Here is a 25055-nt window from a genome sequence, read left to right on the forward strand (position 1 = left end):
CCGCGACATGCGAACCGGCCCCCGGATCAGGGGCCTGCGCCCGGGTTGCACTGCGCGGGATTGCAGCGATGGTGGACTCATACGGCCGAGAGGAACAGAGCCGTGCGATGCCCGGCCCGCATCGCCGCCATGGGTGGCAGCGACATGTCCCAGTCGACGAAGCCGCCGTTCAGCCCAAGCAGACGCTGCTGGGTCTCACAAACGAGACCAACGCCCCGCGTGGTGAGACGTCCGCACCGGACACACAGCCCGGCCCTACACATTCGAGGCCAGGGAGGAGGGAAGGCCATGGCGGTGGGGAGAGGCGTTTTCGGCGCCCTGACCAAGGACCATCGAGATCAGCTCATGTCACTCGCCCGCGAGGTGTCCTTCGCGACAGGTGAGCGCATCTTCAACGAGGGCGGCAAGGCCGACCGCTTCTGGATCATCCGCACGGGTACGGTCACTCTGGATCTTCACGTTCCGGGCCGACGCGCCGCGGTCATCGAGACCCTTGGTGCCGGAGAAATGCTGGGCTGGTCCTGGCTCATCCCTCCCCCGCACTGGCACCTGGGGGCCGAGGCCGGCGGCCCCGTGCTTGCCTACGAGTTCGATGCGGCGGAGATCCGTGCGCTGTGCGAAAAGGACCCAGCACTTGATCACGCACTGTGCGTCTATGTCGCCAAGGTGATAGCGGACCGGCTCAGAGCCGCCCGCGTACGACTGCTCGACCTGTACGCGCCCTACGGCGCAGGCGACGTGCCCCGATGAGGCGAGTGGAGGAGGGTCTGAAACGCCTGAGACCCCGCACCTCGTGAGCGATGTAATGACCCTGACAGTGGTGGCCGTCGGACGCGACGCCCCGTTCAAGGAGATCATCCGGACCATGGAGCAGTGGAAGGTCAGCGCCCTGCCGGTCCTGGAGGGGGAGGGGCGCGTCATCGGCGTGGTGTCCGAAGCCGATCTGCTGCCCAAGGAGGAGTTCCGGGACGGCGACCTGATCCTCCACGAGCAGCGTCGGCGGCTGTCCGACCTCGCCAAAGCAGGGGCCGTGACCGCCGGGGAGCTCATGAGCACCCCCGCCATCACGGTTCACCCTGACGCCACCCTGGCCCAGGCCGCGCGGATCATGGCCGTCCGGCATGTCAAGCGGCTCCCGGTGGTCGACGACGAGGCCAAGCTCCAAGGCATCGTCAGCCGTGGCGATTTGCTGAAGGTCTTCCTGCGGTCCGACGAGGACATCGAGGAGGAGCTCCGCCGCACGGTGGTGTCCCCCCTCTTCCCAGCGCTCAGCCACACCATCCACGTGAACGTGCACGACGGAGTCGTCACCCTGCGCGGGCAGATCCGGGACACCTCGCTCATATCGGTCGCTGTACGGCTCGTCCGTGCCGTGGAGGGCGTGGTGGACGTCGAGCCCCGGCTCACCGGCGCCTCCGCCGCACCGGACTGACCGGACAGCGCACAGTGACAGGTACGCCGGGGTTCATGCGGTGGACGGCGGCTCCCCCTTCGGTTCTCGCGGACCGGGCTCGTGACATGCATGCAGGGCGCGCGGCACGCCGCTTTCCCCTCACTGATCAGCCGGAGTGATGCGGCGGCCCGTGAGGCGCGTGGGCTGGATCGACACCCACATCTCGCGTTCGCCCCCGGCCCACGGCGTGGTGTGGGCACGATCGGCCAGCCGCCGCACCGCGTCGGGGTCCGTGACAACCCGCGCAGGGCCGACGGCGAGCACGCTCCAGCCCTGACTCATGGCGTCGTCCAGATGGTCGACCTCGAATGCGACGTCCGTTCCGACGGCCGCCGCAGGCACCGAGTCCGGCGCTGTCCGGAAGGCGATCGCGTCGCCGATGACCTCGTAATTCACCGGGACGACCGCCGGGCCGTCGGGGGTCGACACCGCGATGCGCCCCACGCCGTGCGTGGAAAGCCGGGCGCGGCATTCGTCGGGGGCGAGGTCCCGCAGTTGGGGATGCAGGAGTGCCTGGCCCTGGCCGGGCGGCAGATCGATGCCGCCCCCGCGCAGGGCCGCGACGCTCGTGCCGAGCGCGCCGGCCAGTCTGATGAGAGTCGCCAGGTTCGGGTCGGCCGGCCGTTGCTCGAGGTATGCCAGGTACTCCGGCGCCATCCTGGCGCGGCGGGCCGTCTCTGACCGGGTCAGCCCCTGTCGCTCGCGTTCAGCGGCCACGCGCCGACCGATGTCGCCGGCGTTGTGTATCCCACCGCGCGAGGTTCCCTCCGACAGGGAACCTGCCTCATCCGCATTCGGCCGGGAATGCTCGTGGGTTCTTCCGGGCCCGTGCTCGACGTGTCGGATGTGTGCGTCGGGCCCGGGGAACACGAGCGTCACCTCGTCCGTGTCCGACCAGCGCACGTCGTAGGGCGGTGTTCCGTCCTCGTGGTGGAGTCCGACAATCTCGCCGTCGCGCCTGGTGGCGCCAGTGGCCGGGCTTTCGACAACAAGCTGATCGCCGAGGTGAGCTCGCATGACCGCCGCCGTTCCTCAGAATGCTGCTGCATCCAACGTGCCACGCGCGGCGGGCCGCCGCGCTGAAGGAGAAACCCTGAGAGAGCCGACGGGCACCCCGGTTTTCGTGGAGGCGATGGGGGCCGCCTCTTCGCCTGCACCCACCTTTGCGGGTCCCGCCCTGGCTCAGCCGGTGATTTCGATGCGGTGCGGCTTGGCCCTCTTTGTTTTCGGGACGCGCACCGTGAGGACTCCATTGGTAAGCTCCGCGCTGATGTGCTCGGTGTCGGTGTTCGGCGGCAGACTCGTGCGGTAGTCGAACTGGCCCATGCGGCGCGTGTGCCGCCGGACCACGCCGGTGCGTTCCTTCTCCTTGATCTCGCCGTGGACATCGAGCTCGCCGTCGGTGACTTCTACGGTGACCTGGTCTCTCTCCACGCCGGGGAGTTCCAGCTCCACCAGGTATGCGTCCTCGGTGTCCTCGACGTCGGCCAGGGGTGCCCACGCGCCCGTCGCGCCGGGCTCGGGAAAGTCGACACCGGGGAAGGGGAAGGTGGAATGCATGAGCTGATCCATACGGGTGCGCAGATCATGCAGCTCATGGAAGAGGTCCCCTACCGGAACCCCACCCCTGCTGCGATGTGCGGGAAGCGTCATCGGTCGTCCTCCTTGCTTCTGGAACAGCAGCGTGCGCCGGAAGGCGAACGTGCTGCTCACCGGTCCGGGTCCCCAAGCCGGCGCTAGACACCCGCGAGGTGGCCCACGTGGCTCGGGGATCGGCGGTCACATGGGAGTCCGGCGGGTACGTGACCCGGTCGCGCCCATGCCCTCGATGTCGCGCTCGGCGGCGTTCACCAGCTGCTGGGCGAGGTCGTGCATGGCCCTGCCGGCCGCCAGTTCGTCACCGATCTCCGGCACATGCGTGTCCGTCGGATTTCGGTGGGCGACCCCGTGGCCGGTGAGTGCCGTCGTTCCGGTGTCGAGCACCACGCGCGCTTTCGTCGTTCCCTCGTCCTCGAAGAGGTAGAGGCGAACCTTCCATTCCACGGTATGCGGCATCGCTTTCCTCCTCACGTCGGTACGGACCGCTGCGATCCGGATGCGGTTCTGTACGAGCTCCGGGGCCGCGCGGCCATGGCCCGCGTCTCCTCCTCGATGCGGCGCCGGACCCGGTCGGCGAGTGCGCTCAGCCGTGGGGAGGTCGTGGCTCGAGGTGCGACGGGGGCCCGGATTCGCCGGGCCGCTGGTGGCAGTGCGGCCAGATCGGCGGTGAACCTCTCGCGGCACTCGCCGAGTGTGGGCCTCTTGCCGGTGCGTGTGCCGCTTTGCATCATCGTCTCGAGCAACGGTCTGCCGTCCTCAGGTGGCTGCTCGTCGGCCAGACCGATCACGTCGGCGTAGCCGGGGCGACGGAACACCTGTTTCTGCCCGGGGGCCGTCACTTTCGCCGAGGAAAGCTTCATCACCGGTCGGCCGTCGTACTCCACCATCTTGTAGGCGGAGTCCAGATACGGTGCGTCGGACGAGACCCCCATGCGGGTGCCGACCGCGTAGATGTCGATCGGCGCTCCGGAGCGGACCAGTTCGTCCACGGCGTACTCGTCGAGGCCGCCGCTGGCGACGATCTCTACGTCCGGCAGGCCCGCGCCGTCGAGGATGGAGCGCGCCCGTACCGCCAGGGCTCCGAGGTCGCCGCTGTCCAGCCGGACCGCCGAGCCGGGACCGCGGTCCAGGGCCCGCAGTACGCGTGCCGCGATATGGATGCCCGCCTCGGTGTCGTAGGTGTCCACCAGCAGCGTCACCGGACCGGGGTGGGACCGTGCGAAGGCGCGGAACGCCTCTTCCTCCGTCGGGAACGCTGCCACGAAGGAATGGGCCATCGTGCCGACGGCAGGTATGCCCTCGGCCGTGGCCGCGGCCACGTTGCTGGTCCCGGCGAAGCCGGTCATCGCGCTGAGCCGGGCGGCCTGGAAGCCGGCCTGTGGTCCATGGGTCCGCCGCAGTGAGAAGTCCACGACCGGGTGTCCGGCCGCCGCGAGCACGCATCGCGCGGCCTTCGACGCGATCGCCGTCTGATGGCTGAGCTGGTTGAGCACGTACGTTTCGACAAGCTGTGCCTGCGGAAGAGACGCGGTCACCTCGAGCAGCGGTTCGCCGGGCAGCACGATGCGTCCCTCGGGCACTGCCCGCACGTCACCGGTGAACCGCAGGCCATGCAGGGGCTCCAGAGCGCGCGCCGGCCGGTGCAGCGCGGAGGCGAAGGCATCGACGTCCTCGGGGTCGACCCGGAAGCCGGACAGGTACTCGAGTGCCGATTCCAGTCCCGCGGCGACCAGGAAGCCGCGATCGGCGGGCACGTCGCGGACGAAGAGGCTGAAGGTAGCCGGACCGGTCATGTTCTCCCGGAGGTAGGACAGGGCCATCGTCACTTCGTACAGATCCGTGGTCGTCGCATCGGACATCAGCGTGACCTCCTCGGCTGTTGTGCGGCCTGCTGACGGTCACTGGCGGAAGCGCGCCGACCAATGGGGCTCCACCAGGTCCCACTCGGCGTCCCACTGCGCGCACCTTCTGCGGTCCAGCACCACGCGCATGCCCGCCCGCGCCGCGAAGAACCCCGAGGCCACCGCTACCGCTGTCATGCCGCCCACCAGCCAGCCGGTGGCCGTCGCGTTCTGCGCGGTCATCGGCGGAGTGCTGAGCCTTCCGTCCCGGTCCACCCAGACCCGCACGGTGGTGCCCTTGGGCGTACCCGACTTCACCAGGGCACTTCCGGTCCGCTCCCTGCCACTCGTGTCAGTCCAGTTGACCTGCGCCCGGTGCCTGGCGTCTTGGGCACTGCCCTGTGCTCCTTCGGTATTCGACGTCAGCCGGGCGGTGACCTCCTGCCGCTCCGCCGACTGGGCCTGCACGGTGCGCATCGAAGACTCGTACACCGTCAGCCCCGCGCCGAGCGAGGCCGTCGGCAGTCCGAGGGCGAGTACGAGCATCAGGCAACGCAGGAACCAGGACTCGATCCTGTCGGACGTGCGCCTCAGCGGGTTCGCTCCCCTGGACGGGTGCTCCCGGTGCGGCGGATGCGGGCTGGATGCGTACGGCGAACCTTGTGCACTCATGGTCTGGCCTCCAGCAAGTCGCTGGTCCGTTGCCCACCACCATGGAACAGCGGCAGACCCCGTCACAGGGGCCGAAGGTCCCGTCTGACGGCCCTTCCGGACCCCGTGCGCGGGCCCCGGCGCGGCCTGTCCCCGGCTGGTGGTCGTCATATCTGCGGAACGACCGCGATCGGGCACGGCGCGTGATGCAGCACCGCGTGGTTGATCAGACCCAGTTGCAGGCCGATGTGCCCATGTCGCCTTCGGGCTCCGACGACGAGCACGTCGGCGTCCGACGCTGCCTCCAACAGCACCTGTCGTGCCGACGCCTCGACCACCCGGCGGCTCACCGGGATGTCCCGGTATCGCTCTGCAGGCCCGCGCAGAGCGTCGTCGAGCACCTGCGCCGGCGGCCGCCGCTGGTTCTCGAGGGCGTACCCCGACGCGGGCGGAGATTCGAGAGCAGCCCGGAAGGTTGGACTCCAGGCATGTACAGCCACCAGCCGGCAGTGCCGCACCTGGGCTTCGCGGAACGCGAACTCCAGTGCGGTGCCGCTTCCCTCTCCCTCCTCGACGCCGACGACGACACTCCCGAACCGGGCGTCCCGGTACTTCGCCCCGCCACGCACCACGATGACGGGGCAGTCGGCTCGTGCTGCCACGGCGAGGCTGACCGAACCCAGGAGCATCCCGGCCAGGTCTCCGAGCCCTCTGGACCCGAGCACCAACGCGAAGGCATTGCGTCCCTTGTGGACCAGGGCGGAGGCGGCGTCCTCATGCAGCACCTCGCTCGACAGCCGCACCCTCGGGGCACCAGTCCTGGCACGATCCGAGGCAACGCCGATGAGGGCGGTTGCCTCATGGTGCGGCGCCCCGGCGTGCACCAGGAGGAGCGGCACCTCGTGTCGGGCTGCCTCGTCGGCGGCCCAGTCCACCGCCTCCAGGCTCGCCTCGGATCCATCGATACCGACCACCAGGGGAATCGTCACTGCCCATGTCTCTTCTCTCGCCGGACTCCACCCTTCCGAGCCCGCCCCACACGGGTCCGCATGCACCGCAGAAAGGTCTGGGGTACTCCTCGAATGAGAGAAGGGGCTGTGTTCGGCAGACCGGTGCTGTCCGGACACGCGGACTCGTTCACCTTCATTCCAGCTTCTTACGAGACGGAGACAGTCGCCATGGAGCCAGTCATCACCGTGGGCCTCGACGGCTCACCCGAGAGTCTCGCCGCGAAGTTTCCGCGTGTGGAGGTCACTGACAGCATCGCCCTCGACAGCCCCGCCAAGGTTGTCGTACGGGCTGCTGAGGGCGCCGGGATGCTGGTGGTCGGCCGACGCAGGCATCGTCCCGCCCTGGGACCACGCCTGGGTCCCGTAGCCCAAGCCGCGATCCATCACGCGCGCTGCCCTGTCGCCGTGATCCCCCATGACTGAGCCTGGCCACGGCAGGGAGCCCTTGGTGCCGGTGCACCAGACCGACGCGTCCGCGCTCCGGCCCGGCGCCGGCCTCGGCGCTCCGCCACCGCCGCGCGCAGAGGTGTGCGAGACCCATACCGCGGTGGTGTTCTTCGTCGGGGATCGTGTCTACAAACTCAAGAAGCCGGTAGACCTGGATTTCCTCGACTACACGACCGTGGAGGCTCGGCGGTCCGCGTGCGAGCGGGAAGTTGCTCTCAACCGTCGCTTCGCTCCCGACGTCTACCTCGGCCTGGGGGAATTCCGTAGCCCGGACACGGATACGCCGGAACCCCTCGTCGTGATGCGCCGTATGCCGGCGGAGCGCCGCCTCTCCCAGCTCGTGCGGGAAGGCGCGTCCGTCGACGATGCCCTGCGGGCCGTCGCCCGGCTGCTCGCCACCCGTCACGCGGACGCGCGCCGCGCCCCCGAGGTGGACGAGCAGGGCACCCGGGACGCGCTGTCGTCGCGCTGGGAGGCGAGCTTCGCACAGGTCCGCGCGCTCGCGGACGGGGTGCGTGTGTCCGGCGGCGTGGCGGAGATCGAGCGGCTCGTGCGCCGCTACCTCGCCGGCCGTAAGAAGCTGTTCGACGCGCGCATCGAACAGGCGCGGATCGTCGACGGCCACGGCGACCTGCTCGCCGAGGACATTTTCTGCCTCGACGACGCCCCCCGTGTCCTTGACTGCCTGGAGTTCGACGACCGCCTTCGCTACGTCGACGGCCTCGACGACGCCGCCTTCCTCGCCATGGACCTGGAACAGCTGGGCGCCCCGGAGGCTGCGGCGTTCTTCCTCGCCCGGTACAGCGAGTACTCCGGCGACCCCGCACCGCCTTCCCTGTGGCACCACTACGTCGCCTACCGCGCGTTCGTCCGCGCCAAGGTCTCCCTGATCCAGGCACGCCAGGGCACACCCGGCGCGGAGGCGGCATCCCGGCGACTGCTCACCACGGCGCTGCGCCACCTGCGCACTTCCACGGTCGGCCTGACTCTCGTCGGCGGGCTGCCGGGCAGCGGGAAATCCACACTATCCGGGGCACTGGCCGATCGCCTGGGCGTCACTCTGCTCAGCAGCGACCGCCTCCGCAAGGAGCTGGCCGGCATTCCGGCGGAGAAATCCGCGGCGGCCGGCTACGGCGAAGGCCTGTACACACCCGAGTGGACCGCCAGTACCTATGCGGCCCTGCTGGACCGCGCATCCGCCCTGCTGTCCTCCGGCGAGTCCGTCGTCCTGGACGCCACCTGGTCCGATACGGGGCAGCGAGAAGCCGCCTTGCGCATGGCCGAACGCACCAGCGCCGACTTGGTGGCCCTGCACTGCCAGGCTCCGAGCAACGTAACGGCGGCCCGCCTCAACTCTCGTGCCCCCGGAGCGTCCGACGCCGACCTCGACGTGGCCACCGCCATGGCGGCCAAGGAACCACCGTGGACAAAGGCCGTCTCGATCGACACCAGCGGCCCCTTGGAATCCGCAGTCGTCCAGGCGATGGCAGCCGTACGGCCGTGGGGCACCGGCCAGGCCCCGGTCTTCCGCCGCTCGTATATGGAGCCGGACTGAGGAGGCGCACCGCGACGCGGCAGCGACCCACTACGCGGCCCGTCGTCCCTTGCAGGGGGCCGACGGTCCATGTTGGGGCTGGCTTGCGCCGTCGGTGGTTGCCTCCCCTAGCGTCCGTCGGCCTCTTCGTCCTCCGCCTCGACGCCGTGGGCCGCGGGACACATGCGGAATGGGAACAACGGGACTGGAACAAGATAGAACCGCGCCTGGTCGGCTCCAGGAGGCTGCACCGCAGTCAGGACCTCCCCAGCGGCGACCTGTCCAGGAGCACGATGCCGGCCACGGCGGTGGCCGCGCCCAGCGCCTGCACGGCCAGCGCCCAGGTGGACGAGGCGAGTTGCTCGCCGAAGACGGCGACGCCAATCAGCACGGCGCCCATAGGCTCCAGGGTGTCGATGAGCGGCAGACTGATGGCCAGGGAGCCGGCCTGGTAGGAGCTCTGCGAGAGGATCAGTCCGATCATGCCGACGAGGACTACTGAATACGGCTCCCAGTGGGACAGCGCGCCGAGCCCGTCGGCCCTGAACCGTCCCGCTGTGCTCTTGGTCAGGCTGTCGAGCAGGGCGAACATCAGTGCCGCGCTCGTTGCGTAGAGGGCAGTCCGAGTCGTCGGCCGGCTTCTTCGCCCGGTTTCCGTCAGCAGCACAGCCGCGCTGCTGATGGCCAGGAGCACCGGTAGCCAGTCACGTACCGCAGGAATGGTCGTGCCCCCGGGGGCAGACGGCAGCACGGTCAGGAACATGGCCACACCGCCTGCCGTGCAGGCGATCCCGGCCATCTCCTGGCGCGTCAGTGGCGTCCTGCGACGCCAGGCGAGCAGGGGCAGGGCGAAGAGGAGATCGGTGGCTGCGAGTGGTTGGACCAGGACGAGCGGCCCGAAGGCCAGAGCGAGGCCCAGCAGTATGTAGGAGGAGATGACCAGGGCCATGCCGGTCAGCCACTTCGGCCGGCGGGCCAGATCGAGCACCAGCCGGAGCCGCAGCGACTCCCGCGCGGGTGCCTCGCTCGCCGCTTGTTGCTGGATCACCGAGGCGAGCCCGAAGCTCATGGCGGACAGCAGGGCAGCCACCACCGCGACAGCGGTGTTCATGGGGCCAATATCGCCGCACGGGCGAGGGGCGTCCCTCCCGACACGCGTGAACGGCGAAATGCCCGGCAGGGCAGTCAGTCATGGGCGATGACGGCGACGGGTGACGGGCAGTGGTGCAGGACCGCATGGGCGACGGACCCGATGTGCGTCCCCAGGTGGGACCTGCGGATTCGCCGGCCGATGACCACGAGGTCCGCGTCTGCTGCGGCTTGCACCAGCTGGAGTGCAGGGACGCCGATGGGTGAGGCCTCGACGACCTCGACCGACGGGAACTTCCGCCTCCAGGGCAGCATCATGTCGCCGAGCCGCCGAGCGACGTCCGGGCTCATCTCCCGTTCGGCTGCTGCGAGGGCGGAGGCATCGCGGACGACCGGTGGCAGGGACCAGCCGTAGACGGCCCGGAGGGTGCAGTCGCGCCGGGCGGCCTCGTCGAAGGCGAAGGCCAGGAGGGCGTCGCAGGGATGGTGGACGTCCACCCCGACGACCACGTCGCGGTGGGGGCCGATCCGAGGGATCGGTCGCGCATCGTCCGGTTGACCCGTCCCCCGTACGAGCACCACCGGCCGCTCGGTGGCACCGATCGTGGCCAGGCCGACCGAGCCGACCAGGAATCCCTTGATGCGGCCGAGCCCGCGCGAGCCGAGCACCAGCAACTCCGCCTCGGCCGCCTCGGTGGCCAGAGCCGACGCGGGCCGGCCGGACAGCCGTAGCGTGGCGATCTCCAGTCCAGGATGGCGCTTCCGCAGGTGGCTCGCGGCGTCGGTGAGCAGTTCCTCGTCCCATTGGTGCTGCCCCACGCCGACCACCGGAGTGGCAGCGGAAACCGGCCATTGGTCGGCGAGGACGAGGCGCAGGTGCACCCCGCGGAGCAGAGCTTCCTCGGCGGCCCACTCGGCCGCGTGAAGGCTTTCGGCCGAGCCGTCCACGCCGGCGGACAGATGGCGAGACATGATCCTGGCCTCCTTCGGGTCGCGCCTGCCCCTGATCTCAGCGTGTCACCGCCCGGACGGCGCGACATCAGGAGCCGAGTCCCCTCAACGGCCTGCGTCCCCGGTCTTGATCGTCCGGGGCAGGCACCGCGCCATCTGCACACAGCTGGGCCTGCGGTGGCAGGGGCGGGCCGAGCGTCCCTCGCGCAGGGACATGCCCCTCTCGCCCGGCCGGATCGCCCGGTGTTGGTGGTGCGGACCCGCCGACGAGGCGTCGCGGGCGCGCTGTGGGTCTGTAGCCGAGCCGGTTCACCATCTGGACGATCGCCATCGCCGAGCGTCGTCCCTCATCTGTGATGGTGCTCCTCGGTCATGTCTGCGCGCGGCGGACAGGTGCCCATCGCCGGATCGGCGCAACGGCCCTCCCTCGGCCGGTAAGCCTGTTGGCCGGTATCACGGATGCCGGGCTCCTCGCGCTTCATCGTCCGCTCCCTCTTCAGCGCAGCCGGCGCAGATACGGGTCGTGGGGCCGCCGGGGAGACAGACGTACGCGAGCGTCGACCACGGCGACGCCTGATGGGGTCGCGTTGACCGGGTTGAAGTCGGCCTCGGCGAGCTGCGGCAGGTCCGCGGCCATGCGGGACAGCCGCAGGAGCAGTTGCTCAATTCCTTCGAGGTCCACGGGGTCGGTGCCCCGGTAGCCATGGAGCAGCGGGGCACAGCGCGGCGCTGCCGTCAGGTCGTGGACGTCCTCGACCGTCAGCGGGGCGAGCCGGGCCGCGTGGTCGGCCAGGATCTCGGTCGCCGTTCCGCCGAGGCCGAACAGCACCAGGGGGCCGAAGACCTCGTCCTGCACCACGCCGGCGAAGAGTTCGATGCCGTGCTCGGCCATGGGTTGCACGAGCACGCCTTCGAGTCTGCCGGCGAAGCGTTCCACGAAGTCGCGGTATGCCGAGCGCACCTGTTCGTCGTCCCGCAGGCCGAGCCGCACGGCGTGTTCCTCGCTCTTGTGGACCAGGCCGGGCCAGTGGGCCTTGAGGACCACCGCGCCGCCCGGCAGCCGCAGACGTTCGGCCGCTGCTGCCGCCTCGTCCTCGGTGTCGGCCCAGGCCCAGGGGAGCTGAGGGATGCCGTAGCAGTCCAGCAGCGCCGCGCAGTCCCGGGGGGCCAGCCACCCTCCTTCGGTCTCGCGGCCGAGATACGTCGCGACGACCGCCGCGGCGGTGTGGGCGTCGACGCGGTCGAGGGCTGGAACGGTTCCGGTCGGCCTGGCGAGCCATTGAGCGCGCGCCGCGGCGTGCGCCAGCGCCCGGGCCGCGGCCTGCGGGTCGGCATAGGCCGGAACCGCCCCCGCCCCTGTGGTGAGCAACAGGACGGACGCCTCCTGGTCGGGCAGCACGGCGGCGAGCGTGCACGCCGAGTGCTCGGCGGCCTCGGTCACTGCCCGCGTGAGGTCGTCGCCGGTCGCCGTCGCGACGGCGGTGGGGACCAGCGACACCAGGACCGCGTCGACCTCGGCGTGCGCAGTCAGCACGTCGAGGCAGTCGCGCAGCTGGTCCTCCGAGACGGCGGCACTGGTGTCCACCGGGTTGGTGGCACAGGCACTTACGGGCAGCGTGGCGAGGAGCCTCTCCACCAGCTCGGGCGTGAAGGAGGACACGGTCAGCCCCGCCTCGACACAGGCGTCGGCGGCGAGCACACCGGTACCGCCGGCGTTGGAGACAACCGCCACACGCCGCCCGGTGGGCGGTGGCTGCGTGTGCAGGAGCGCGGCAGTGTCAAGGAGTTCGGCGATGCTCCGGGTCGCGGTGATACCGGCCTGCCGGAAGAGTGCCTGGCGCGTCATGGTCGGGGTGGCGGCGGCAGCGGTGTGCGAGGCCGCGGCGCGCCGGCCCGCGTCCGTACGTCCCGCGTCGACGGTGAGCACCGGCATGCGGCGGGTCACGCGGCGGGCGGTCCGGGAGAACGCGCGAGGGTTGCCGAACGACTCCAGGTGCAGCAGTGCCAGATCGGTGCGGTTGTCGGACTCCCACCACTGAAGCATGTCGTTGCCGCTCACGTCGTACTTGTCGCCGAGTGACACGAAGCTCGACACCCCGATGCCCAGCCGGGACAGCCCCGTCAGCAGGGCGATGCCGACGCCGCCCGACTGCACGGCGACTCCCGCGGTGCCCGCGAGGGGGAGGTCGGCGGCGAACGTCGCGTCGAGCCGTACGTCCTCTTCCATGTTGGCCAGGCCGAGACAGTTGGGCCCGGCGAGCCGCATTCCGTGGCGGCGGCAGGCGGACAGCAGCTCCTTCGCCTGCAGTGTGTCGAAGCCGGCGGAGAGGACCAGCAGCGCGCGCACGCCACGGGCACCGCACTCCTCCGCGACGCCCGGCACGGCAGCGGCTGGTACGGCGACGACAGCGAGGTCGGGCTGCTGCGGCAGCGCGGCCACTGAGCGGTACGTCGGCACGCGCAGGATCACGGATGCTTCGGGGTGCACGGCGTACAGCCGTCCGGTGAAGCCGTTCCCGCGCAGGTTGCGCAGCACTGCGCGGCCGACCGAACCGGGATGGCGTCCCGGCCCGATCACCACGACCGACCGCGGCCGCAGCAGCGCCTGGAGACTGGCAACATCGGCCGTGCGGCCCCGCGCCTCGACGGCCGACAGATAGCTCTCGTCCTCGGCGAGCCGGACCCTGCAGTGCACCTCCGGCCCCTCGAAGTGACGGCTGACGCTCAATCCGAGGTCGGCAAAGACCTTCAGCACGTCGCGGTTCTCGGAGAGCGCGTCGGCGACGAAGGCCGTGATTCCGTCGGCACGAGCCATGGACACCAGGTGCTCCAACAGCAGTGTCCCCACACCCCGGTGATGCCAGCGGTCGGCGACGGCCAGCGCCACATCCGCGTCGAGGCCGTCGCCGTCGAGCTGTTCGTACTGGGCGAGGCCAACGACGTCGGAGCCGGTCTCGGCGAGCAGCGCGCGGGCACCGGGGCGAGGGCGTGAACAGAGCCTTTCGGCGGCCTTCCGGGCGGAGCCCCGGCTGATGGTGAAGAACCGCAGGCGCAGGTTCTCGGGCGACATCTCCTCGTACAGCCTGCGCACGGCCCCCTCGTCACCGGGTCGGACCGGGCGGATGCACACGGTGGTTCCGTCCGAGAGCAGAACATGGACGGGCTCGGGGAGTCGGTCGGTCACTGCCATGTCAGACCTCCAGGGCAGCCCACTCGAACAGGCCTCCCGTCCAGCATCGCTCCGGGCACAGCCCGACGCACAGGGCTTCCAGGTGCAGCACGGACAGGCCGTACGGCCCTCGCCCGGGCTCGCCCTGCCTCTCACAGTCGAGGGAACGGGTCGCAGCGGGCCCGCGATGCGAGCCGGTTCCCCCATCGACGCAGGACGCGGACCTTGGTGATCCGGTGCGGGCCAGGCACAGGCGGCCGGTCTCGGTCAGGGGTGCATCTTGGTGGGGCATGGGGGCCTTCTGATCGTTCGGTGGAGATGTCGCAATCCACACCGAACCCAGAAGGCCCCTCACTCGTTCAAGATCGCCAAGCCGTGATCGCTGTCACTGACCTCAGTGGACAGAACACCTATCCATCAGCCTGGTACGCATAGCCCTGGGGTCCTGGGAACCTTCCCCGCGTCCAGCGGCACGTGCGCCAGGGTCGGCTCTTCGCTTCGGGATTACTGGCTGTCGGCTGGTTCTCGCATCTCGATGAAGCGGCCGTGCCAGGTGTGGTACCAGACGTCGCCGGTCCGGTCGTTGACCGAGAGCATGCCGACGGTCGTCCCGTCGCGCAGGGTGTGCAGCGTGTAGTAGCCGGGGAAGTCCTCGGGCTCGGCGGCGCGCAGGCCCGGCCGGTGTTCTTCGAGCCAGCGGTTGGCGATACGCGACGCCTGCTCCGGGCCGATCGTCGCGGCCCTGCTGTCGGCGCGGCCCGGCATCATGCCGTAGGCGGTGTTCCACATCATGGCGGGGCCGAACTCCAGATGGACAGTGCCGCTGCCAGCGTCTATGAGCACCTCGGTGGCGCCGTTGCCTCGGGGATCGAGGAGTTCGGCGTAGTAGCCATTGGTGAACCGCATCACCTCACCGACGTGCAGGCCCCATCGGTCACCGAAGCGGTCTGCCGCGCGGCCGGCGTCCGCCAGGCTGTGCACCGGACCGTCACGGGACGCGATTTCCGTCATCGGCCCGTGGCGGAACTGCCCGCCGGAAGCGCCCGAGACCCACACGAGGGAGGCGATGAGGGCGGCAAGCGCGCTCACCAGCACGGCCAGGGGAACCCAGCGGCCCCGCAGCCAGGTCACCTCGGCCTCGGACGGTGAGCGGCCAGCCGCTGCCGCGCCTCGGTGTAGGCGTCGGCATCGATCTCGCCGGAGGCGAAGCGGCGGTCGAGGATCTCCTCCGGGCTCTCCCGCTGCGGCCACCTGTGGTCGGGGCCGTTCCCGTGGCCGGCCGACTGGTGCGTGAGCCGTACGACCGCCCACACGACGAGACCGATCAGGGCGACCCACAGAAGCGGCATGAACGCCATCCAGGCCCAGCCGCCGTCCCAGTACATCATTCTCCTCACCTCCGAAGGACTCGAACTGTGGACGTCCCGCTGGCGTCCCGTATGTCCACACTGATCCGGATCTGTTTACGGGCACAAGGGCCCTTCGGTCCCACCTGTGGCTCGCTCGGGCCCGTCAGCCATCGTGCTGGGCGGGGCTCAGCGCCGGGCCAGCGAAACCTCCCCGTCCGGTAGCCACCCCTCCCAATAGCCGTCCACGAGATCGAGCAGTTCCATTGGCTCAACCGGCGCGTCCCCCGACCGAGCCTCTCGGACGGTCCACCACCGCGCCTCGGGTCCCAGCATCTGCGCAGGCCGTCGAGGCCAGGCACCGACGAGGGGAAGAGCCATCACGACACACCCGCGCTTCTCCACGTCATCGATCGCGAACAGCCGACCGACGACCGGGGCAATCCGGACCGCGGGCAGGCCCAGCCGTCGCCGGAGGAACCGCGCAGCGGTGTGCCGGCACGTCGCACCGGCACGGATCGGCACCTTGGGCACGGTCCAGTACACCTGCGATGCCTCCCGGCGCCTTGCCAGGAGGATCCGCCGCGTCAGCGGGTCCAGGACGACCGAGTACACGTACTTGCCGGCAGGATGCGACGGGGAGCCCATACGTCCATCCTGCGAAGGTGCTATTCGAATGGCATCCTGTCCGGGTCATTCGAGTGGCGAGTCCCTCACTCACATCGGTGGTCTCGCGACGCCCCGGGGTTCAGTGGTGCCGGCGCTTCACAAGATCTGCCGTATGAGAGCAGCCCCCTCGCGAACCCGACGGCCCACCGTGCCGGCTCCGCATACAAGCGTCGGCCTCGGGGAGCCGATGGACGGCGAGTCATTGGCCAGCTGGGTCAACGCCATGTCCCGGCAATCCGGGATGGACACGACAGCACTCCTGCGGGAGCTGCGCCTGAGCCGGGAAGGATCGCTGAATCTTCTTCAGGTCCGGCTGCCCGAATCCGCCGTCCGTCACCTGCGCAGAGAGACGGGGCTGGATGAGGAGGCTCTTCATGCCATGACTCTCGCTCGCTTTTCCGGCACCGCGCTCCCTCATCTGCCCGTGGAGCCGTGGCAGGATGCGGCGGCGTTCAGCCAGTGGCACTCATCGGCATGGCTCTCGGATCGTCGTGCACGCTGGTGCCCGAAATGCCTGCGCGAGAACGACATGCGCTGGCCCCTGCGCTGGATGCTGCCGTGGTCCTTCGCCTGCCTCAAGCACAGCCTGTACCTGGCGACCGAATGCGCGCGGTGTCTCTCCCCCGTGTACTTCAACAAGCACTCCGCGCTCCGGCGATCGTGCTCGGCCTACATGCGTGAGCACACGTATGCGTACGACGCGACGTGTGGGTTCCCCATCACTCAGCAGAGAAATCTGCGTGTCAGCGATCCCTCCATCCTGATCCTGCAGCAGAGAATCAACGCGTGGCTTGACGGCCAGGCGACGACCAGCGACCGGCAGTTCGCGTCCCTCACAGCCGTCATGGTCCTCCTGGTGACCCTCATGATGATGAGGCACCACGGCGAAGACCCAGCGCTGCTGTGCGGACTGCGCTCGCGCCCGGGGCAGGGCACGGTTCATGAGTGGAGGCTGTGGGAGGACCCGTTGAGAGTCGCCGCAGCAGCCTCCGTTGCACACCAGATCCTCCGTTCCGCCACGTCCCCTGCCGATGTGGCAACGACGATCCAAGATCTCAGAACAGTCGACCACCGCGAATACCCCTGCCAGCTGGACGTTATGGACTGGGCCTACGGCCCGGCACTGCGCCCCAATCTCTATGTCGATGAACTCGTACGGCGCGGCGTGATCACGATCGGCGCCTTTCGTCGGGTCTGAATCAGCGGCGAATCGTCCACCGGCACCGTGGTCACCGCGCCCACGACCGCGGCGCCGTGCTGCCTTCTTCAGCGTTTGCAGGCGGTCGGCTCTATCGGCCTGTCACGCTGGCCGGTGTGACGTATGCCGTGACCGTTGAGACATGCATCCCGGATGGCGCTCCGGAGATGGACGAGCTGCACCGGGTGGGCGCCGCTGCCCTCCTGGAGCAAGGGTTCGACAACGTGGAGGCGATCGAGGGTCCGGACGGCGTCGAGGTTGACCTTCTCGACACTGTGGTGGCCGTCCATCCGGCTGGGGCCATCCTCAAGGTGTTCGTCGATGCCCCCACGCTTGAATTGGCGGAGGATGCCGTCGGCTCCCTCACCCGGGAGGTCCTCGAACGCTCGGAGTTGCTTGCCGAATGGACGGTGGCAAGCAGCGAGGTGAAACTGCACACGGACCTGGCAACGGAAAGCCTGGAGGCAGCCGAAGGACCCGAGGCACCACCCAGTGATCCCCAAGCGCGCCGGGCCCAGCACACGGTGAGAACCGGTGACACGCACGAGCCCGTGTCGGACACCACGGACCACGAAGCCGTCGTCCGGCACATGGCGACGCGTCTGCGCGCGTTCGTACCCGCGTCCTTCGGAGTCCTCGATCCCGAGGAGATGGAAGACGGAGACGAAGCGTTCAGCGTTTCGGCCGAGACTGCTGAGCTGGCTGCGGGAGCGCTCGTCTGCGCCTCAGAGATGCTCATCGACGAACTATTCGAGGACGTTCAGGCTCTCGCCGAAGGCGAGACCAACGTTGCTGACTGCCAGAAGCCCCTGTGGCACCTCGATCAGCTACCGCCTCGTTATGCGCTGCGGTACGACGTGCTCTTCGCCCGACGCTTCCTTGTGACCGTGATCGCCCTCACCACCCGCTTCACCGACGGCAGCTTCCAGCAACTGGGCTGCGTTGCAGAGGAGCTGGCCCTGAAGCTCCTGATGGAGCAGGCGCGAGGCACCCTTGAACTCTTCGGCCTGCTCGACGAAGAGTCCTCGGCCGCGCTCGACTCCTTCGCCCACGGCGTCTACGAGGACATGGACTTCGAGTGGCTCTACGACGACTCAAAGGATGGGATCGACGAAGACCCCGCAGCCGAGTCACTGGGTATCGCCCCCATGGCGCTCGGATCGTGGTTCACGCCCTTCAACGACGGGCGGTACGTCCACCCCTACGCCGTCGACGAGTCTGTGGACGCGCGGTCAGACGCATGACGGCCGGCAGAAGGTCGCGCGCTGTACGCCACGCCGGCACGCCGCAGCGGCGTGACGACCCCGTACGGCGGTCCGCATCGCGGCACGCAGGAACACGACCGTCGCCTTCGTGTCCGGCCCATTCCCCTTGTTGATCCCTTCTGCTGCTCGCCATGGGATCTGCGGCGGCAACGGTGCACGCCCTGCTGTCAGGCCGCCCAACCCGCCAGGGGCGAGAGGGCGGGGAACGGCCTCGGGGAACAACGGAACAGCCGTTAGCGCTAAGGAGCGATCTCGACCTTGGTGTCTAGCACAGTGATCCACTTCGTTGCTGGGGTTCGGTGAAAGATCGTCTGAGCGGTGTGGCCCGGTACGCAGCAGGACGGCGAGGGCCGCCGCGGCCAGGCCGAGCAGCAGGGTGCGTGGCCGTGCCGCCTCCTGTGGTGTCGCGGCCGAGGGCGAGGGCGGGGGTCACGACAGCGGCGGTCAGCACGATCACGGCGAGGACGCGCCGGGTGCGGCCGGGGCGTGGCCGCCCGGCTCGCGCAGACACGGCGGGTACGGATTTTCCGGGCATGGTGGTGCTCCGAGGGGTGAGAAACAGACGGGGCAGCCCACCGCCAGCAGCGACAGCAGACCGCCGGGCGACCCGAGCCGTCCGACGGTCTTCGCGGACGGATCGCCGTGGTTCTCCGGCGCCCCGGGACCGGCGGGACCGGTGCCGCGCGGCAGCTGAGGAAAGTGGCCAGAACGAGGCCGGCGAGCACGAGGTAGTTCCACTACTGGACGGGGACGGAACGGGAAAACAGGGGCGAGGGGACCACCGCGGTGGGCACGCCCACCAGCACTGTGGTCAGTGCGGCACCGGCCATGGCGGCGACCCACTGCGGGGACTGCCACGCGGCCAGCGTCGCTCCCGCCCGGCGCAAGGACCGGGAGGAGGTCATGAAAGGAACTCCGTTTCGCTGAGGGTGTGAAGGGACACGGCGACGCGCGGGCCGGTCTAGATCCTCAGGACGGAGAGGGCTGCTTGCCGCAGTGCCCGGTGTCCGACGATGAGGGGCCGGCCTCCTAGCGGAGGGCAACGGCTTCGCGGACATCGGTGCTGCCCTGCTCCGCAGCGGCCTTACCTACGAGAGGTCCTGCTGCAGGCCGTGCGCCGGCTGCGGCGGAGGCCGGTTCCGTGCGGACGGATTCCGCCGCGGACTGCCTGGCCGCACACAGGGACGAGACCACCAGGGCGACCGACACCAGAACGCAGCGCAGCACGGAACCTGCTCTGTGGTGCGAATAGGGCACTGTCATCGTGAGGGCTCCGTGAGGCGATACCGCATGCGGGAGCCGCGATAGGGCATACCGGCAGTGGTATGCACCCGTGGGTCGTGAAGACGTCACTCGCGCCGCGCTCGGGCCGTCACGGGGTGCCACCCGTGACGGGAGCGGCGGTGGTCCGAGGCAGCGCCCATGCCGAGCCGCACCCCGGCCGCGATTGTTTCGACCTCGCGACAAGGCCGTGGGATCGACGGCCGGGCCGCCGGGACCGCCCCGAACTGAACCGCGCCGCGCGTCGGCGCGACTCGAGCCCGGCCGGGCGGCTGGGTTGCGGAGGTCACGGCAGCGGTTCACCTCCGCGGCATGAGGGCCGCCGGACGCGGAAGACCGGCCGGCGGCGCCACCCGCAGCTTCCTCCCGGAGTAGCGCCGTGCCTGTCACATCCCCGTTCCACGACGGGGACGGAGAGCCAGCACCTGAAGCGCATCGCTCTTGGATACCCCCCGGGGCATAAACCGGATCCTGTTACGGTTGCGCTCAGCTATACCCCCCCGGGTATTTTCGAAGGCAAGTGAAGCAGGAGTTCCCCGCATGGTTCCCGAGATCGACCAGCAGCGGTTCGCCGAGGCGCACGCGGCAGGCGCCCTCGTCGTCGACGTCCGCAACAACGGCGAGTACCGCGCCGGCCACGTCCCCGGTGCCCGGTCGGCACCGCTTCCCAACCTCCCCCTGGCCCTCGCCGAACTGCCCAAGGACCGGCCGGTCCACGTGATCTGCCAGAGCGGCGGCCGCAGCGCACAGGCGACCTCCCTGCTCTGCGACCTGGGCTACGACGCGCACAGCGTCAGCGGCGGCACCGCCGCCTGGATCGACGCCGGCCGCCCCGCGGTCACCGGCGACGAGCCCGGCACCCCCACCGCCCCCACCACCCCCGAGGAGACGCGATGATCACCGTCCTGCCCGTCGAGACCCCCGGCCTGGGCGACCGCACCTACCTCGCCCACGACGGCTCCGTGGCCCTGGTGGTCGACCCCCAGCGCGACTACGACCGCGTCACCGCGCTGGCCGACGCCGCCGGAGTGCGGATCACCCACGTGTTCGAGACACACATCCACAACGACTACGTCACCGGCGGCCTGGCCCTGGCCCGCGAGGTGGGCGCGCAGTACCTGGTGAACGCCGACGACGAGGTCTCCTACGAGCGGACCCCGGTGCGCGACGGCCAGGTGATCGAGGTCGGCGAGACCCTGCGGGTGCGGGCGATCCACACCCCGGGCCACACCCACACCCACCTGTCCTACGCCCTGGAGGCTGGCGGGCAGCAGGTCGCGGTGTTCACCGGCGGCTCCCTGCTGTACGGCACCACCGGACGGCCGGACCTGCTGGGACCGGACCACACCGACACCCTGGTGCGGGCCCAGTGGCGCTCGGCGCACCGGCTGGCGGAGGAACTGCCGGACGAGACCGCCGTCTACCCCACCCACGGGTTCGGCTCGTTCTGCTCCGCGACCCAGGCCACCGGCCTTTCCAGCACCATCGGCCAGGAGAAGCGGACCAACACCGCACTGACCGCCGGCGAGGAGGCCTACGTCGAACAGCTCCTGGCGGGCCTGGACGCCTACCCGGCCTACTACGCCCACATGGGCCCGGCCAACTCCGGCGGGCCCGGCAAGCCGGACCTGTCCGCGCCGTCCCTGGCGGACCCGGCCGAGCTGCGGCGCAGGATCGAGGCCGGCGAGTGGGTGGTGGACCTGCGCGACCGCACCGCCTTCGCCGCCGGGCACCTGGCCGGCAGCCTCAACTTCGGCCTGGACGGCCAGTTCGTCACCTACCTGGGCTGGCTGATCCCGTGGGGCACCCCGCTCACCCTGCTCGGCGAGACCGCCGCGGACGTGGCCGAGGCCCAGCGCGAGCTGGTCCGCATCGGCATCGACCGCCCGGCCGCCATGGCCACCGGCGGCCCCGAGGACTGGGCCGGCGGCGAGCCCCTGGCCGCCTACGAGCGCGCCACGTTCGGCGACCTCAAGGCCGCCCTGGCCGGCGACGACGACCTCGTCGTCCTGGACGTGCGCCGCAACCAGGAGCGCGACGAGGCGCACATCCCCGGCACGGTGCACATCCCCGTCCACGAGGTGCCGGGCCGCCTCGAGGAGATCCCCGCGGGCCGTGTCTGGGTGCACTGCGCCGGCGGTTACCGCGCCGGAGTCGTCGCCGCCCTGCTCCACGCCCGCGGCCGTGACGTCGTCGCCGTTGACGACAGCTTCGACAACGCCCTCGACCTGGGCCTGTGCGCCCTCCCCTCCGGAATCCCGGCAACCTCCGACAACCGACAGGAGATCAACGCGTGACCACCCCCACCACCCCCCGCAGCCTGACCATCGACGAACTGCGCACCCGGCTCGACTCCGCTAACCCGCCGCGCCTGCTCGACGTCCGTTCCCCCGCCGAGTTCGAGGGAGCGCACATCCCCGGCTCCTACAACGTCCCGTTGGAGACCCTGCGCGAGCACCGCGAGGAGGTGACGAGGCACCTGGACACCGACGTGGTGCTGGTGTGCCGATCCGGCCAGCGCGCTGGCCAGGCCGAACGCGCCCTCGCCGAGGCCGGGCTCCCGGGCCTGGCGGTCCTGTCGGGCGGCATGACGGCCTGGGAGAAGTCCGGCGCCCCGACCAACTACGGACAGGAGCGCTGGGACATGGAGCGCCAGGTCCGCCTGGTCGCCGGTTCCCTGGTGCTGGTCGGCGCCCTCGGCAGCTTCGCCGTACCCGGCCTGCAGGCGCTGTCCGCGTTCGTCGGCGGCGGACTGGCCTTCGCCGCGATCAGCAACACCTGCGCCATGGGCGTGATGCTGTCGAAGATGCCGTGGAACCGCACACCGTCCTTCGACCCGCGCAAGGCTGTCGCCGAGCTCGCCGACGGCAGGTGACCACCATGACGCTGACGCTCGTCCTGGTCCTCGCGCTGCTGGTCGGCGTTTCCCTCGGACTGCTCGGGGGAGGCGGGTCGATCCTGACCGTGCCGCTGCTGGTCTACGTCGCGGGCATGGACGCCAAGGAGGCCATCGCCACCTCTCTGTTCGTCGTCGGCGTCACCTCCGCCGTGGGCATGATCAACCATGCCCGCGGCGGGCGGGTCCGTTGGCGCACCGGCGTCCTGTTCGGAGCGGCCGGCATGGCCGGCGCCTACACCGGCGGGCTCGTCGGTGGCCACATCCCCGACGTCGTCCTGCTGATCGCGTTCGCGGTCATGATGATCGCCACCGCCGCCGCCATGCTCCGCGGCCGCCGGGGTGTCAGCCCCGACCGGGCCCACCGGCAACTCCCGGTGGGACGGGTCCTGCTGGACGGCGCGGCCGTCGGCCTGGCCACCGGTCTGGTCGGCGCGGGGGGCGGCTTCCTCGTCGTTCCCGCCCTGGCCCTGCTGGGCGGCCTGCCCATGCCGGTGGCCGTGGGCACCTCCCTGCTGGTCATCGCGATGAAGTCCGCGGCCGGCTTCGCCGGCTACCTCTCTAGCGTCCAGATCGACTGGACCCTGACCCTGGCCGTCACCGGGTTCGCGGTCGTCGGCAGCCTGGTCGGGGCCCGGCTGGCCGGGCGCGTCCCCGCGCACGTCCTCTCGCGGCTCTTCGCCTGGTTCGTGCTGGCCATGGGCACTTTCGTCCTGATCCAGCAGGCCCCCGCCCACATCGCCGTCCCGATCCTCGCCGCCATCGCCTCGCTGGGCGCCGGAGCGGGCCTCTGCTACGGCTTCGTCGCCCGCTGCCCACTGCGCCGCGCCGCGCACCGGACCTAGCACTCCCCGCTCCTGGCCCCCTGCTCCGACGCACCGTCCTCTCGGCGCGCCGGGGCAGCGGCATGCCCGGGCAGCGGCGTGTCGGCGGAATGCCCCGCCCCATTCCGGCGTTATGTACCCCAGGGGGTATCGAGCCACCCGACTCCGGTGAAACGGAAGGAACCGCCCCATGAGCACCGTCGCCCTCACCGCCGCAGACTTCGAGAACACCGTCACCGGCAACGACATCGTCCTCGTCGACTTCTGGGCCTCCTGGTGCGGACCGTGCCGGATGTTCGCCCCCGTCTACGAGAACGCCTCCGAGGCCCACTCCGGCATCGTCTTCGGCAAGGTCGACACCGAGGCCGAGCAGGCCCTGGCCGCCGCGGCGGACATCACCTCGATCCCCACCCTGATGGCCTTCCGTGAAGGCGTCCTGGTCTTCTCCCAGCCCGGCGCCCTGCCGCCCCGGGCCCTGGACCAGCTGATCACCGCCGTCCGCGGGCTCGACATGGACGAGGTGCGCGCCTCCCTCACCGCCCAGAGTCCCAGCCAGTGACCACGGCCGGCCCTTCGAGAGGAACACCCCATGGTCCAGCTCCCCGCCGACCAGGTGCGGTCGGCCGCCAACCGGCTTAAGCGCGCCCACGGCCAGCTCGCCGGCGTCGTGCGCATGCTGGAAGAAGGACGTGACTGCGAGGAGGTCGTCACCCAGCTCGCAGCGGTCAACCGCGCGCTGGACAGGGCCGGGTTCGCCATCGTGGCCAGCGGCCTCAAGGAGTGCCTGAGCCAGGAGGGCGGAGCCGACAGCCTCGACATCCAGAAGATGGAGAAGCTCTTCCTCTCCCTCTCCTGACGCTCCGGCCCGGGGCCGGTCAGGTGACGGACAGGGCGTTCAGGGCGGCGTCCAGGCGGGTGGTGGCTTCGTCGGCGACGGGCTTGAGGGCGTCGAGGCCGGTGAGGGTGACCATGGTGCCCGGGTCGAGAGCCTGGACGAGCGTGTGGTCGCCGTCGCGGCGTACGACGACGTTGCACGGCAGGAGCAGGCCGATGGAACGGTCGGCCTCCAGGGCCCGGTGGGCGAGGGGCGGGTTGCAGGCACCCAGGATCAGGTAGTCCTCCATGTCGTGGTCGAGCTTGGCCTTCAGCGTGGCCGTCACGTCGATCTCGGTGAGGACGCCGAATCCCTGGTCGGCCAGGGCCCGGCGGACGGCGGTGACGGCGGCGGCGAAGTCGGTAGTGGCCAGGCGGACGGCGCGGTCGTAGGACACGGTGCACTGCTCCTTCCCGGTCGTTCAACACCAGATGGCAACAGGGTCTCCGCGCTCAATCTCAGCTTTCGCCCTGCAGATCCGTTCGTCCAGCCAGTCGAGGTCATTCTCGTGGAAGATCCGCGCACGGCGAGCAACCGACTGAGCCCTGGTACCCGTACCCCATGCGAGAGCGGCTATCAGGAGGTCTCGTCTCCCCTCCGACGTGTCAGCATGCTCGGCCATCTCGAACACCGTCCGCCGGTCTACGGTCGGCCAGCGCCCCACCAGGGTTGATCGGAATGGCCTGCCCCAGAACGTACGAGTCACGAACGGGGGGTGGTTCGCGGAACAACTCATCAGACTTGGCCACGTTGGCTCCTCAGTTGCCTGTCTCAGGACATCGGAAACCCTCGAACCTGCGGGTTCGGGGGTTTCGTCGTGTTGGTGGGGTGCTGGGGCTCGCGGGTGTGGTCGAGGATCAGCTCGCGCAGGAGTTGGCCGGTGGTGGCGTTGACGATGCGGACGTGGAGATCGTCGACGCGCCGGATGGCACTGGCTCGGACGTAGGTTCGTCCGACC

26 protein-coding genes and 1 pseudogene are annotated in these 25055 nt (G+C 70.1%); 12 read left to right on the forward strand and 15 right to left on the reverse strand.

Annotation, left to right across the window (positions count from 1 at the left end):
- Positions 1 to 288: 288 nt before the first annotated feature.
- Both ACF08N_RS11690 and ACF08N_RS11695 read left to right on the forward strand, forming a co-directional pair.
- Positions 289 to 750, forward strand: a complete 462-nt coding sequence (locus ACF08N_RS11690; protein ID WP_392324423.1) for a Crp/Fnr family transcriptional regulator — start codon at positions 289 to 291, stop codon at positions 748 to 750.
- Between the two features lie 55 nt (positions 751 to 805).
- Positions 806 to 1432 (forward strand): CBS domain-containing protein, encoded by a 627-nt coding sequence (locus ACF08N_RS11695; protein ID WP_392324681.1) that lies wholly within the window; start codon positions 806 to 808, stop codon positions 1430 to 1432.
- A 120-nt stretch (positions 1433 to 1552) separates the two neighbouring features.
- On the opposite strand, the gene ACF08N_RS11700 is transcribed toward ACF08N_RS11695, so the two are convergent.
- The 6 genes from ACF08N_RS11700 to ACF08N_RS11725 form a co-directional block, all read right to left on the reverse strand.
- Positions 1553 to 2470 (reverse strand): pyridoxamine 5'-phosphate oxidase family protein, encoded by a 918-nt coding sequence (locus ACF08N_RS11700; protein WP_392324424.1) that lies wholly within the window; start codon positions 2468 to 2470, stop codon positions 1553 to 1555.
- 165 nt (positions 2471 to 2635) lie between these two features.
- The gene (locus ACF08N_RS11705; protein ID WP_392324682.1) at positions 2636 to 3106 is read right to left on the reverse strand and encodes an Hsp20/alpha crystallin family protein; all 471 of its coding nucleotides are present in this window, start codon (positions 3104 to 3106) and stop codon (positions 2636 to 2638) included.
- Between the two features lie 126 nt (positions 3107 to 3232).
- Positions 3233 to 3508, reverse strand: coding sequence for a DUF1876 domain-containing protein (locus tag ACF08N_RS11710; RefSeq protein WP_392324425.1), 276 nt, complete (start codon positions 3506 to 3508; stop codon positions 3233 to 3235).
- Positions 3509 to 3519: 11 nt separating this feature from the next.
- Entirely contained in the window at positions 3520 to 4911 is a 1392-nt protein-coding gene (locus ACF08N_RS11715) for a nicotinate phosphoribosyltransferase (RefSeq protein ID WP_392324426.1), read from the reverse strand.
- Between the two features lie 39 nt (positions 4912 to 4950).
- Positions 4951 to 5565, reverse strand: coding sequence for a hypothetical protein (locus ACF08N_RS11720; RefSeq protein ID WP_392324427.1), 615 nt, complete (start codon positions 5563 to 5565; stop codon positions 4951 to 4953).
- 146 nt (positions 5566 to 5711) lie between these two features.
- The gene (locus ACF08N_RS11725; protein WP_392324428.1) at positions 5712 to 6533 is read right to left on the reverse strand and encodes a universal stress protein; all 822 of its coding nucleotides are present in this window, start codon (positions 6531 to 6533) and stop codon (positions 5712 to 5714) included.
- A 243-nt stretch (positions 6534 to 6776) separates the two neighbouring features.
- Between ACF08N_RS11725 and ACF08N_RS11730 the strand changes: the two are divergent.
- Both ACF08N_RS11730 and ACF08N_RS11735 read left to right on the forward strand, forming a co-directional pair.
- Positions 6777 to 6977: pseudogene (locus tag ACF08N_RS11730) on the forward strand (universal stress protein); the annotation flags it as partial.
- Between the two features lie 103 nt (positions 6978 to 7080).
- The gene (locus ACF08N_RS11735) at positions 7081 to 8556 is read left to right on the forward strand and encodes an AAA family ATPase (RefSeq protein ID WP_392324683.1); all 1476 of its coding nucleotides are present in this window, start codon (positions 7081 to 7083) and stop codon (positions 8554 to 8556) included.
- Positions 8557 to 8791: 235 nt separating this feature from the next.
- Here the strand turns inward: ACF08N_RS11735 and ACF08N_RS11740 are convergent, their stop codons facing one another.
- From ACF08N_RS11740 to ACF08N_RS11765, 6 genes are all read right to left on the reverse strand, one after another.
- Complete coding sequence (locus ACF08N_RS11740) at positions 8792 to 9646, reverse strand: DMT family transporter (RefSeq protein WP_392324429.1); 855 nt, start codon at positions 9644 to 9646, stop codon at positions 8792 to 8794.
- A gap of 74 nt (positions 9647 to 9720) precedes the next feature.
- Entirely contained in the window at positions 9721 to 10596 is an 876-nt protein-coding gene (locus tag ACF08N_RS11745; RefSeq protein ID WP_392324430.1) for a universal stress protein, read from the reverse strand.
- 475 nt (positions 10597 to 11071) lie between these two features.
- Complete coding sequence (locus tag ACF08N_RS11750) at positions 11072 to 13765, reverse strand: GNAT family N-acetyltransferase (protein WP_392324431.1); 2694 nt, start codon at positions 13763 to 13765, stop codon at positions 11072 to 11074.
- A 483-nt stretch (positions 13766 to 14248) separates the two neighbouring features.
- Positions 14249 to 14875, reverse strand: coding sequence for a hypothetical protein (locus tag ACF08N_RS11755; RefSeq protein WP_392324432.1), 627 nt, complete (start codon positions 14873 to 14875; stop codon positions 14249 to 14251).
- Positions 14872 to 15132 carry an SHOCT domain-containing protein gene (locus ACF08N_RS11760; RefSeq protein ID WP_392324433.1) on the reverse strand — a complete coding sequence of 87 codons (261 nt, stop codon included), beginning with the start codon at positions 15130 to 15132 and terminating at the stop codon, positions 14872 to 14874. The genes ACF08N_RS11755 and ACF08N_RS11760 overlap by 4 nt, the downstream gene beginning before the upstream one ends.
- A 147-nt stretch (positions 15133 to 15279) precedes the next feature.
- Positions 15280 to 15738, reverse strand: a complete 459-nt coding sequence (locus ACF08N_RS11765; RefSeq protein ID WP_392324434.1) for a hypothetical protein — start codon at positions 15736 to 15738, stop codon at positions 15280 to 15282.
- Between the two features lie 208 nt (positions 15739 to 15946).
- Between ACF08N_RS11765 and ACF08N_RS11770 the strand changes: the two genes are divergently transcribed.
- Together ACF08N_RS11770 and ACF08N_RS11775 are read left to right on the forward strand one after the other, a co-directional pair.
- Complete coding sequence (locus ACF08N_RS11770) at positions 15947 to 16957, forward strand: TniQ family protein (protein ID WP_392324435.1); 1011 nt, start codon at positions 15947 to 15949, stop codon at positions 16955 to 16957.
- Between the two features lie 116 nt (positions 16958 to 17073).
- Positions 17074 to 18201 (forward strand): hypothetical protein, encoded by a 1128-nt coding sequence (locus ACF08N_RS11775; RefSeq protein WP_392324436.1) that lies wholly within the window; start codon positions 17074 to 17076, stop codon positions 18199 to 18201.
- Positions 18202 to 18959: 758 nt separating this feature from the next.
- On the opposite strand, the gene ACF08N_RS11780 is transcribed toward ACF08N_RS11775, so the two are convergent.
- Entirely contained in the window at positions 18960 to 19127 is a 168-nt protein-coding gene (locus ACF08N_RS11780; RefSeq protein WP_392324437.1) for a hypothetical protein, read from the reverse strand.
- Between the two features lie 916 nt (positions 19128 to 20043).
- Here ACF08N_RS11780 and ACF08N_RS11785 point away from each other — a divergent pair.
- From ACF08N_RS11785 to ACF08N_RS11810, 6 genes are all read left to right on the forward strand, one after another.
- Positions 20044 to 20400, forward strand: coding sequence for a rhodanese-like domain-containing protein (locus ACF08N_RS11785; protein ID WP_392324438.1), 357 nt, complete (start codon positions 20044 to 20046; stop codon positions 20398 to 20400).
- Positions 20397 to 21800: a rhodanese-like domain-containing protein gene (locus ACF08N_RS11790; RefSeq protein WP_392324439.1), complete on the forward strand. Its 1404-nt coding sequence runs from the start codon at positions 20397 to 20399 to the stop codon at positions 21798 to 21800. The genes ACF08N_RS11785 and ACF08N_RS11790 overlap by 4 nt, the downstream gene beginning before the upstream one ends.
- Positions 21797 to 22378, forward strand: coding sequence for a rhodanese-like domain-containing protein (locus tag ACF08N_RS11795; protein WP_392324440.1), 582 nt, complete (start codon positions 21797 to 21799; stop codon positions 22376 to 22378). The genes ACF08N_RS11790 and ACF08N_RS11795 overlap by 4 nt, the downstream gene beginning before the upstream one ends.
- A gap of 5 nt (positions 22379 to 22383) precedes the next feature.
- Complete coding sequence (locus tag ACF08N_RS11800) at positions 22384 to 23244, forward strand: sulfite exporter TauE/SafE family protein (protein ID WP_392324441.1); 861 nt, start codon at positions 22384 to 22386, stop codon at positions 23242 to 23244.
- Between the two features lie 169 nt (positions 23245 to 23413).
- Complete coding sequence (gene trxA, locus ACF08N_RS11805; protein ID WP_392324442.1) at positions 23414 to 23782, forward strand: thioredoxin; 369 nt, start codon at positions 23414 to 23416, stop codon at positions 23780 to 23782.
- A 30-nt stretch (positions 23783 to 23812) separates the two neighbouring features.
- On the forward strand, positions 23813 to 24079 hold the full coding sequence (locus ACF08N_RS11810; RefSeq protein WP_392324443.1) for a metal-sensitive transcriptional regulator: 267 nt from the start codon (positions 23813 to 23815) through the stop codon (positions 24077 to 24079).
- A gap of 19 nt (positions 24080 to 24098) precedes the next feature.
- Here ACF08N_RS11810 and ACF08N_RS11815 read toward each other — a convergent pair whose 3' ends face one another.
- Together ACF08N_RS11815 and ACF08N_RS11820 are read right to left on the reverse strand one after the other, a co-directional pair.
- Positions 24099 to 24494, reverse strand: a complete 396-nt coding sequence (locus tag ACF08N_RS11815; protein WP_392324444.1) for a DUF302 domain-containing protein — start codon at positions 24492 to 24494, stop codon at positions 24099 to 24101.
- Positions 24495 to 24518: 24 nt separating this feature from the next.
- The gene (locus tag ACF08N_RS11820) at positions 24519 to 24833 is read right to left on the reverse strand and encodes a hypothetical protein (RefSeq protein ID WP_392324445.1); all 315 of its coding nucleotides are present in this window, start codon (positions 24831 to 24833) and stop codon (positions 24519 to 24521) included.
- Positions 24834 to 25055: the final 222 nt, after the last annotated feature.

The organism is Streptomyces sp. NPDC015127 (genome assembly GCF_043080095.1).
Taxonomy (GTDB): domain Bacteria; phylum Actinomycetota; class Actinomycetes; order Streptomycetales; family Streptomycetaceae; genus Streptomyces.